Source organism: Alishewanella aestuarii B11 (assembly GCF_000280055.1).
GTDB classification, from domain to species: Bacteria; Pseudomonadota; Gammaproteobacteria; order Enterobacterales; family Alteromonadaceae; genus Alishewanella; species Alishewanella aestuarii.
Genome location: NZ_ALAB01000003.1, coordinates 1 through 8,340 on the forward strand (window position 1 = coordinate 1; position 8,340 = coordinate 8,340).

An 8,340-nucleotide genomic window follows, 5' to 3' on the forward strand; every position below is an offset into this window, starting at 1 on the left:
CCGGGTTAAGTCTGCTCTGGTTACCAGCAAGTTTCTGATCCACTCGTCTTGAATATCAGCAGACCAACGGGCTCTAAACTGGCCGCTTAATGCAAGATACATTAAGAGGCTTCTTAATGGCGCAGGGTACAACACGCAGGCATCAAACACTACGGTATAGTTCGAACTCATTAATAGCCCAGTCCTAATTCCTGATCGAGTTGAGTAAGCTCATCTAGCGCCAGTAATCGCTGCGCTTCTAACTGGCTTTGGTAGCGCCGTAAATCATTAAAGCGTACTTTTCTGCGATTGCCCGTGCGATGGAATGGCAGCGCGCCTTCATCAAGTAGCTTAATTAACGTGGGCCGAGATACGTTTAATAGGTCCGCCGCTTCCTGAGTAGTAAGTTCCGCATGGATTGGTACCAGCTTGACAGTATTACCTTCACCCAATTCGGTGAGAATGTTTACCATCAGTCGAAGCGCACTGACAGGGATCTCAACTTGCTTTAGTTGACCATCTGGTGAGCTCAGAGCAAGCGATTGTACATCCAGTTTAGTTTCTATGACGGCCGCCAGTTCCTGGCTACAAAGCTTGGCGAGTGCCGCCTCTTGTGCCGTCGGAAGTTGTTCATAGGCTTGCATGGTAAATTACCTTAAAAATTGAATACTGGGAAATTATTCGCAACATTCGAAAAAATGTCAAGTTTTCGCATTATTCGAAAATTGAAGGTTTCGGTTTGCAGGCAGCGGTTCAATTGCCGCTACTGTTTATTCTGAATTGTTCGGTGGTTGCTTCTTCTTGCCGGTTTGATGGCCAAATAGCTTAGCAGTGGCATGGCAAGTTGTGTCGGCGCTATCTATGTTAGCGCCGATCACTTTTATTGGTTAAGGGGATAAATGCGGATGCCCGTAGACATTATTCGATGTTTTGGATCTGCTCCCGCATCTGCTCAATTAACACCTTTAACTCCACCGCTGCATTGGTAATTTCCGTGCTGATGGCTTTAGAGGATAGCGTATTCGCTTCGCGGTTAAATTCCTGCATCATAAAGTCTAAGCGACGGCCGCAGGCGCCGCCTTTTTTTAGGGTGTGGCGGGTTTCTTTGATGTGGGCGTCGAGGCGGTCCAGCTCTTCGGCAACGTCGGATTTTGAGGCTAAAAACGCCATTTCTTGCTCCAGGCGGCCCTGGTCCAGGTCAGCTTTAATTTCATTTAAACGGCTGGTAATACGGTCGCGTTGCCATTGCATCGCTTGCGGTAAGTGGCTGCGCACAAAAGCGACTTGCTCGCTAATGGCGGTTAAACGCTGCTGGATCATCTCTTCAATGGCGGCGCCTTCGCGGCCGCGGCCGGCTAAAAAGTCTTGTAAGGCGGCATCGAAACCGGCCAGCAGCTCAGCTTGCAGGGTGTCGAGATCTTCACTAGGCGTTTCCATTACGCCGGGCCAGCGCAGGATATCGGCAATATTTAGCGTCGCTTGCGGTGCTTTTTGCAGTAATTGCTGCGCTTTTTGCAGCAGTTGTTCGGCAAAGATGTCATTTAATTGCAGTTCGCCGGCGGCCTGATTGGCCTGATAGCGTAAATTCACCTCAATTTTGCCGCGTTGCAGGTTGTTGCGCAGCTTGTCGCGCAGCAGGCTTTCTAAACCGCGGAACTGTTCTGGTAAGCGAAAGTAGGACTCTAAATAACGCTGGTTAACCGAGCGGATCTCCCACTGGGCGGTGCCCCAGCTGGCTTTGGTTTCGTGGCGGGCGAAGGCGGTCATACTGTGGATCATAAGGCGGTTCCAAAACGGCAAATAAATGGGAGTATACCTGAGTTTGGCAAATTTGGGGGCATGCTGCCAAATTCGTAAATTATGGCGCTTAAGCGCGGCCTTAGGCACGGCCTTGCGCTGGGTTTAAAGCCGAAGTCAGCTGTTACAAAGATAGCCGTCAGCGGCTATAGCCCCTATAATGGTGGCTAATTTATCAGTCAGGAGTAGCCCAATGCGTCCAAGTGGCCGTACCGCCAGTCAAATCCGCCCGCTCGCTTTTACCCGTCAGTTCACTGCCCATGCCGAAGGCTCAGTGTTAGTTGAGTTTGGCAATACCAAGGTGATCTGTACCGCCAGTGTTACCGAAGGCGTACCACGTTTTTTAAAAGGCAAGGGCCAGGGTTGGATTACCGCGGAATACGGCATGCTGCCGCGCGCGACGCATAGCCGCAATGACCGGGAAGCGGCCCGGGGTAAGCAGGGTGGTCGTACTATGGAAATTCAGCGCCTGATTGGCCGCGCTCTGCGCACCGCTGTGGATTTAAGCCTGCTTGGCGAAAATACCATTACCATCGACTGTGATGTGATTCAGGCTGATGGCGGTACCCGTACTGCTTCGATTACCGGTGCCTGTGTCGCACTGGTTGACGCGCTGAACTTTATGCTGGCCAAAGGCCTGATTAAAAAGAACCCGCTGCGTTATATGGTGGCGGCGGTGTCGGTGGGGATCTATCAGGGTACAGCCGTTGCTGATCTGGATTATGCTGAAGATTCGGCTGCCGAAACCGATATGAATCTGGTGATGACCGAGCAGGGCGAAGTGATTGAAATTCAGGGCACCGCCGAAGAGGCGCCCTTTAGTTTTGCGCAGATGCAGCAAATGCTGGAGCTGGGTGCGGCGGCCATTACTGAGATTGTGGCCGAGCAAAAACGGGTATTGGCGAAGGAGTAACGATGAAAGCCTTTCAACGGGAATTTATTGAGTTTGCGTTATCACGCAATGTACTGAAATTTGGTAGCTTTACGCTGAAATCTGGCCGGATTAGCCCGTATTTTTTTAATGCCGGCTTATTTAATACCGGTGGCGATCTGGCAAAACTGGGCCGCTTTTATGCGGCTGCGCTGCAGGACTCGGGTATCGAATTTGATGTGCTGTTTGGCCCGGCTTATAAAGGCATTCCTATTGCTACTACCACTGCTGTGGCGTTGGCCGAGCACTATCAGCGCGACCTGCCATACTGCTTTAACCGCAAAGAAGCCAAAACCCATGGTGAAGGCGGTAATTTAGTCGGCGCAGCATTAAAAGGCCGTATTATGCTGGTGGATGATGTGATCACTGCCGGTACGGCGATCCGCGAATCTATGCAGCTGATCCAGGCGCAGGGCGCAGAGCTGACCGGCGTGCTGATTGCACTGGACCGGCAGGAGCGCGGTCAGGGTGAGTTGTCGGCGATCCAGGAAGTCGAGCGCGACTTCAACACTAAGGTGATTTCAATTATCAGCCTGCCGGATCTGATTAGCTATCTGGCAGACAAGCCTGAGCAGGCCGAGCACCTGGCGGCGGTAAAAGCCTACCGTGCCCAGTACGGTATAGCCTGATTAAATCTCTTATCTGCGGCCAGCTCTTTGCTGGCCGCGTTGTTTGCGCCCAGCATTGGCGCATTATTGCAGGTATTAGCATTAGCAACAGGGAATAGGATTAAGTATGCAAAAACCAAATGGGACTGGCATCGGGCGCATTATTAAAGCGGCTCGTTGTTCAATGCAGGGTTTTAGTGCCAGCTGGCGCTATGAGTCGGCCTTTCGCCAGGAAGCGACGCTCACGCTGCTTGCCATCCCTGCTGCCATCTGGTTGGCCGACTCAGTGGCGCAGTTTGCCCTGCTGCTGGCGGTATGGTGCCTGGTTCTGGTAGTGGAGTTACTGAATTCGGCCATTGAGTCATTAACCGATCGGGTAGGTTTAGAGCGGCATGAGCTATCTGGCCGGGCCAAGGATATGGGTTCGGCAGCGGTTTTTGTCAGTTTAGTGATAGTAGCGCTGGTTTGGGGCGCGGCACTGTGGCAGAAACTGGCCTGATGCTGTTATAGCGACGTCAGCACTGTCGCGGGTGCCTTAGGTAGCACAGCCGCACTCACCAAGACAGCATTACGCAAACAGGCTTTGCTCGAGTAACGCCCACTGCGCCGCCCAATACTGGGTTGGCAGGCGTTTAAAGCCGGAACGGACAAACTGGCTGATCTTGCCTTCTATGGTGGCCAGCAGCAGGTTTGCCAGCTCCGCCTCATCGATAGTAAAGCTTTTACCTTCCCGTAATTTGCGCTCGCGCAAACACTGTTTAAACTGGGTTTCCAGCCTTTCAAACAGCGCTGCGACGCGCTCCAGCAGGCGCTCTTGCTCGCCCTGTAGCGCGTCACCGGTCAAAATACGGCAAAAGCCCGGGTTACGCTCGGCAAATACCAGTACCAGTTGCAGCATCAGACTGATACGGGTTTGGGTATCCTTGTGCTCTTCGGTTATGGCATTAATGCGCGATAGCAGCGTATCTTCAATAAATTCTATCAGCCCTTCGTACATCCGCGCCTTGCTGGGGAAATGCCGGTACAGCGCCGCTTCCGACACGCCAACCTGCTCTGCCAGGGCGGCGGTAGTAATGCGCTGGCCATTGCTGTGGCTTTGTAGCATTGCCGCTAACGCCTGCAGGATATCTTCTTTACGGTTTGATTTTTTTATTGTTGCCATGCGACTGCTCAGATCCTTAGCTAATTCAGAAGTAGGGACGCTTTCGCGCCCTTACTGCTTGCCAGAGTGACCAAAGCCACCTTCACCACGCTCTGAGCTGTCAAAGCCCTCGACCAGATTAAATTCGGCCTGTACCACCGGCATAAATACCAGCTGGGCAATGCGGTCGCCCGGTTCAATGCTAAAGCTGTCGCTGCCGCGGTTCCACATCGACACCATCAAGGGCCCCTGATAGTCCGAATCAATCAGCCCCACCAGATTGCCAAGTACGATGCCATGTTTATGCCCCAGGCCCGAGCGCGGCAGGATGGTTGCGCACAGGTTGGCATCGCCAATATGAATGGCAATACCGGTTGGGATCAGCACGGTTTGGCCCGGTGCCAGTACCAGTGTTTGCTCCAGACAAGCACGTAAATCCAGGCCCGCTGAGCCGGGAGTGGCATAGGCTGGTAACGGAAAGTCGCGGCCGATCCGCGGGTCGAGAATTTTCAGATCTATAGCTTTTTTCATCGGTTTTACTGCTTCGCTGCGTTATTAAGTTAAGAATTTAGTTTTTATAATGTTCGCTGATCAGGGTGATCAGCTGTGTGGCTAACTGTTGCTTTGGTGCCTTTGGCAAATCCAGCTCGCCGCCGCGCCAGATCACGCTAAGGGCATTGTCATCGCTGTTAAAGCCACGATCGCTGGCCGATACATCATTGGCACAAATCATATCCAGCCGCTTATTCAGCAGCTTTTGCCGCGCATATTCCAGTACGTTACGGGTTTCGGCGGCAAAGCCGACGGTAAAGGGCCGCTGCTGCGGCAGGGCGGCGACGGCGGCAATAATGTCCGGATTTTTTACCAGCGTCAGCTGCATCTCAGCTTCGGCGCCTTTCTTCAGTTTATCGGCCGCGATTTCCGCTACCCGATAGTCGGCGACAGCGGCACAGCCAATAAAAATATCCGATTGCACCGCGGCAGATAGCGCCGCCTGATGCATCTGCTCGGCACTTTGCACATCAATCCGTGTTACGCCGGCGGGGGTAGCAAGTTGCACCGGGCCGCTAATCAGCGTGACCTTGGCGCCCATAGCCGCAGCGGCCTGAGCCAGCGCAAAGCCCATCTTGCCAGAGCTGTGATTACTGATATAGCGCACCGGATCAATAGCTTCGCGGGTCGGGCCGGCGGTAATGGTAATGCGTAAACCTTGCAGATTTTTGACCGGGCTAAATAATTGCTCGGTCAGTGCGACCAGCTCCAGCGGTTCTAACATGCGACCAGCGCCAGTATCACCACAGGCCTGCGCACCCACGCCCGGGCCGAAGATGTGAAAATTATGTTCTTTTAATGTTGCGAGATTCTTTTGGGTAGCTATATTTTTATACATCTGCTGATTCATCGCCGGCGCTACCGCAATCGGGGCGCTACTGGCAAGTACACAGGTAGTAAGCAGATCATTGGCTAAGCCATGCGCCAGCCGGGCAATCACATCGGCACTGGCCGGGGCAATCAGTATTAGGTCGGCCCATTTGGCCAGTTCAATATGGCCCATCGCCGCTTCTGCGGCCGGGTCGAGCAGGCTGTGGCTAACCGGATTACCGGAGACGGCTTGCAGCGTTAGTGGGGTAATAAACTCCTGCGCCGCGCTGGTCAGGATAACCCGGACGTCGGCGCCGCGTTCGGTTAAGCGCCGCACCAGATCGGCACTTTTATAGGCAGCAATACCGCCGCTAATGCCAAGTAAAATGCGTTTATCAGCAAGGGTTTGCAACATGATTTCTGGTCCTGCTCCAGCCTCGGTCGGCATAAGATAGCACGGAAACTCCAATTCAGCACCCGTTCAGCTGCTAAGCGCTGACAACATCAACAACAGGAGGTCAGGATGGCAATTACAGACTGGCCGCTCAGTGAGCGACCACGGGAGAAACTGTTAACATTGGGGCCGGCCACCTTATCGGATGCGGAGCTACTGGCGATTTTCTTACGCACCGGTATTGCCGGTACCGACGCGGTGAGTCTGGCCAGGCAGTTGTTGCAGCAGTTTGGTGATTTACGCGCCTTGCTCGGCGCCAGTCGCAGCGAGTTTTGTAATGCCCGCGGTTTAGGTGAAGCCAAGTATGTGCAGTTGCAGGCGGTACTGGAGTTAAGTCGGCGTTTTTTACAGCAACAGTTAAAACGCGATACGGTCTGCTCAGAGCCTGCGGTAGTGCGAAAATATTTAGCCCATCAGCTGAGCGGTGAACTACGCGAAGTCTTTCTGGTACTTTACCTTGATAATCAACATCGTATGATTGGCTCCGAGCCATTATTTTACGGCACTATTGATGCCTCCCCGGTGTACCCGCGTATTGTAGTTCAGCACGCTTTGAAGCATAATGCCGCCGCCGTTATTCTGGCGCATAATCACCCCTCTGGGGTGGCTGAGCCAAGCCGCGCCGACCGGGCAATAACGGAGCGCCTGACCCAGGCTTTAGCACTGGTTGATATCCGGGTGCTGGACCATTTTGTGGTAGGGGATGCGGAAGTGGTGTCTTTTGCAGAGCGTGGCTGGTTGTAGCAGGCAGCAAACCTGAATACAGCCCGGCGTGAGTCTCGATGCAAGGCGTTTTCGCAGCGCTGCCCGCTGGCCGGGAAAATGAATTTGTCTTGAGTTTAACCGTACTTTCGTGTATAAAGTGCGCCCTCATCCATTTTCGGGGCAACCTTCAAGGCCAGAAGGGTGAAAGATAGCTCGAGCTGACGTAATTTTGGAGAAATATTGACATGTCTAGAGTATGCCAAGTAACTGGCAAAGGTCCGATGGTAGGTAACCGTCGTTCGCACGCCAACAACGCGACTAAGCGCCGTTTCCTGCCTAACCTGCAAACGCACCGTTTCTGGGTTGAAAGCGAAAACCGTTTCGTCACTTTACGTACCTCTACCAAGGGTATGCGTATCATTGACAAGAAAGGTATCGACGCTGTATTAGCAGAAGTTCGTGCTAACGGTCACAAGGTATAAGGAATTAACAAATGCGCGATAAAATCCGTTTAGTTTCTTCTGCTGGCACTGGCTTCTTCTACACGACAACGAAGAACAAGCGCACTATGCCAGAAAAGATGGAAATCAAAAAGTTCGATCCTAAAGTGCGTAAGCACGTGATTTTCAAAGAAGCGAAAATCAAGTAATCGAACCCCAGAAACCCGGCACTGCCGGGTTTTTGCTTTTTAGCCCTGCTGCCGTTACTATCTGCACCACGCCTTATCAATAACGAACCGCTGCGTTCTTCTGCTCATATCATTATGCTGAAACTGTCACGCCGTAACTGGAATAATGTGCTGATTTTTATAGTGCTGTTACTGATGTTTAGTCTGTATGACTGGCGGGGTACCGGTCAGGCACCTACGACAAGCAGCTTATTACCGGAACAATCGCAGCTGCTGAGTATTGCGGTAGGAGAGGTGCGTTTAGTGCAGGCGGCCGGGCAATGGCAGTTGCAACCACGCAGCAACAGCAGTGTCAGTGCCCAGCAAATGCTGAATGCCTGGCTCTATACACCCCTGCAGCCAGCCGTTGGTGCTACCAAGCCCACTCAGGCGCCGGTTGCCCAGGCCAGTGTGCAGCTGGCCGGCGAGTTTGCACCTACCATCTGGTTGCTCTATCCCGCACAGCAGGATTATTTACTACAACAGGTAGGGCAGCCCCAGCTTTATTTGCTGCCTGCCGCACAGGCACGGCTGCTGTTTTTAATTGATTAACCCCTTAGAGCATAACCTAGGGCGTGTTGTCGTTTGCTGCTTAGATTTTGTTCGCACTGGCGGCGCTTTGATCGCGAAACGAGGAGCGCGGTTTAGTTATTCTAAATAAGTGACGAGTGACAAAGAGCAAAGTGCCGCCAGCGT

Annotated in this window: 12 protein-coding genes; 7 read left to right on the forward strand and 5 right to left on the reverse strand. The window is 52.8% G+C overall.

What is annotated here, in order from left to right; translation table 11 throughout:
- Nucleotides 1-170: 170 nt before the first annotated feature.
- Together AEST_RS02445 and AEST_RS02450 are read right to left on the reverse strand one after the other, a co-directional pair.
- A complete protein-coding gene (locus tag AEST_RS02445) occupies nt 171-623 on the reverse strand; it encodes a helix-turn-helix domain-containing protein (protein WP_008606811.1) in 453 nt (150 codons plus the stop codon).
- Between the two features lie 274 nt (nt 624-897).
- Entirely contained in the window at nt 898-1,758 is an 861-nt protein-coding gene (locus tag AEST_RS02450; protein ID WP_008606813.1) for a YicC/YloC family endoribonuclease, read from the reverse strand.
- A gap of 211 nt (nt 1,759-1,969) precedes the next feature.
- Here AEST_RS02450 and rph point away from each other — a divergent pair, with 211 nt between their 5' ends.
- From rph to AEST_RS02465, 3 genes are all read left to right on the forward strand, one after another.
- Complete coding sequence (gene rph, locus AEST_RS02455; protein ID WP_008606814.1) at nt 1,970-2,689, forward strand: ribonuclease PH; 720 nt, start codon at nt 1,970-1,972, stop codon at nt 2,687-2,689.
- Between the two features lie 2 nt (nt 2,690-2,691).
- Nucleotides 2,692-3,336, forward strand: coding sequence for an orotate phosphoribosyltransferase (pyrE, locus tag AEST_RS02460; protein WP_008606815.1), 645 nt, complete (start codon nt 2,692-2,694; stop codon nt 3,334-3,336).
- Nucleotides 3,337-3,442: 106 nt separating this feature from the next.
- Nucleotides 3,443-3,814, forward strand: a complete 372-nt coding sequence (locus AEST_RS02465) for a diacylglycerol kinase (protein WP_039924941.1) — start codon at nt 3,443-3,445, stop codon at nt 3,812-3,814.
- A gap of 69 nt (nt 3,815-3,883) precedes the next feature.
- Here AEST_RS02465 and slmA read toward each other — a convergent pair whose 3' ends face one another.
- Genes slmA through coaBC form a run of 3 tightly spaced genes read right to left on the reverse strand, consistent with a single transcriptional unit; the run spans nt 3,884 to nt 6,233 of the window.
- Nucleotides 3,884-4,477: a nucleoid occlusion factor SlmA gene (gene slmA / locus AEST_RS02470; RefSeq protein ID WP_008606820.1), complete on the reverse strand. Its 594-nt coding sequence runs from the start codon at nt 4,475-4,477 to the stop codon at nt 3,884-3,886.
- Between the two features lie 51 nt (nt 4,478-4,528).
- Complete coding sequence (dut, locus tag AEST_RS02475) at nt 4,529-4,987, reverse strand: dUTP diphosphatase (protein ID WP_008606822.1); 459 nt, start codon at nt 4,985-4,987, stop codon at nt 4,529-4,531.
- Nucleotides 4,988-5,024: 37 nt separating this feature from the next.
- Nucleotides 5,025-6,233 (reverse strand): bifunctional phosphopantothenoylcysteine decarboxylase/phosphopantothenate--cysteine ligase CoaBC, encoded by a 1,209-nt coding sequence (gene coaBC, locus AEST_RS02480; RefSeq protein WP_008606823.1) that lies wholly within the window; start codon nt 6,231-6,233, stop codon nt 5,025-5,027.
- Between the two features lie 108 nt (nt 6,234-6,341).
- On the opposite strand from coaBC, the gene radC reads away from it, so the two are divergent.
- From radC to AEST_RS02500, 4 genes are all read left to right on the forward strand, one after another.
- On the forward strand, nt 6,342-7,016 hold the full coding sequence (gene radC / locus AEST_RS02485; RefSeq protein ID WP_008606824.1) for a RadC family protein: 675 nt from the start codon (nt 6,342-6,344) through the stop codon (nt 7,014-7,016).
- Between the two features lie 206 nt (nt 7,017-7,222).
- Nucleotides 7,223-7,459, forward strand: a complete 237-nt coding sequence (rpmB, locus tag AEST_RS02490) for a 50S ribosomal protein L28 (RefSeq protein WP_008950179.1) — start codon at nt 7,223-7,225, stop codon at nt 7,457-7,459.
- A gap of 11 nt (nt 7,460-7,470) precedes the next feature.
- Complete coding sequence (gene rpmG, locus AEST_RS02495) at nt 7,471-7,626, forward strand: 50S ribosomal protein L33 (protein WP_008219722.1); 156 nt, start codon at nt 7,471-7,473, stop codon at nt 7,624-7,626.
- A gap of 114 nt (nt 7,627-7,740) precedes the next feature.
- Nucleotides 7,741-8,196, forward strand: coding sequence for a hypothetical protein (locus tag AEST_RS02500; protein ID WP_008606826.1), 456 nt, complete (start codon nt 7,741-7,743; stop codon nt 8,194-8,196).
- Nucleotides 8,197-8,340 lie beyond the last annotated feature (144 nt).

What these genes read in the sequence shown, in the direction of transcription:
- AEST_RS02500 (WP_008606826.1), top strand. Translation starts at nt 7,741, where the DNA reads ATGCTGAAACTGTCACGCCGTAACTGGAATAATGTGCTGATTTTTATA.
- rpmB (WP_008950179.1), top strand. Translation starts at nt 7,223, where the DNA reads ATGTCTAGAGTATGCCAAGTAACTGGCAAAGGTCCGATGGTAGGTAAC.
- rpmG (WP_008219722.1), top strand. Translation starts at nt 7,471, where the DNA reads ATGCGCGATAAAATCCGTTTAGTTTCTTCTGCTGGCACTGGCTTCTTC.
- pyrE (WP_008606815.1), top strand. Translation starts at nt 2,692, where the DNA reads ATGAAAGCCTTTCAACGGGAATTTATTGAGTTTGCGTTATCACGCAAT.
- radC (WP_008606824.1), top strand. Translation starts at nt 6,342, where the DNA reads ATGGCAATTACAGACTGGCCGCTCAGTGAGCGACCACGGGAGAAACTG.
- rph (WP_008606814.1), top strand. Translation starts at nt 1,970, where the DNA reads ATGCGTCCAAGTGGCCGTACCGCCAGTCAAATCCGCCCGCTCGCTTTT.
- AEST_RS02445 (WP_008606811.1), bottom strand. Translation starts at nt 623, where the DNA reads ATGCAAGCCTATGAACAACTTCCGACGGCACAAGAGGCGGCACTCGCC.
- AEST_RS02465 (WP_039924941.1), top strand. Translation starts at nt 3,443, where the DNA reads ATGCAAAAACCAAATGGGACTGGCATCGGGCGCATTATTAAAGCGGCT.
- dut (WP_008606822.1), bottom strand. Translation starts at nt 4,987, where the DNA reads ATGAAAAAAGCTATAGATCTGAAAATTCTCGACCCGCGGATCGGCCGC.
- coaBC (WP_008606823.1), bottom strand. Translation starts at nt 6,233, where the DNA reads ATGTTGCAAACCCTTGCTGATAAACGCATTTTACTTGGCATTAGCGGC.
- AEST_RS02450 (WP_008606813.1), bottom strand. Translation starts at nt 1,758, where the DNA reads ATGATCCACAGTATGACCGCCTTCGCCCGCCACGAAACCAAAGCCAGC.
- slmA (WP_008606820.1), bottom strand. Translation starts at nt 4,477, where the DNA reads ATGGCAACAATAAAAAAATCAAACCGTAAAGAAGATATCCTGCAGGCG.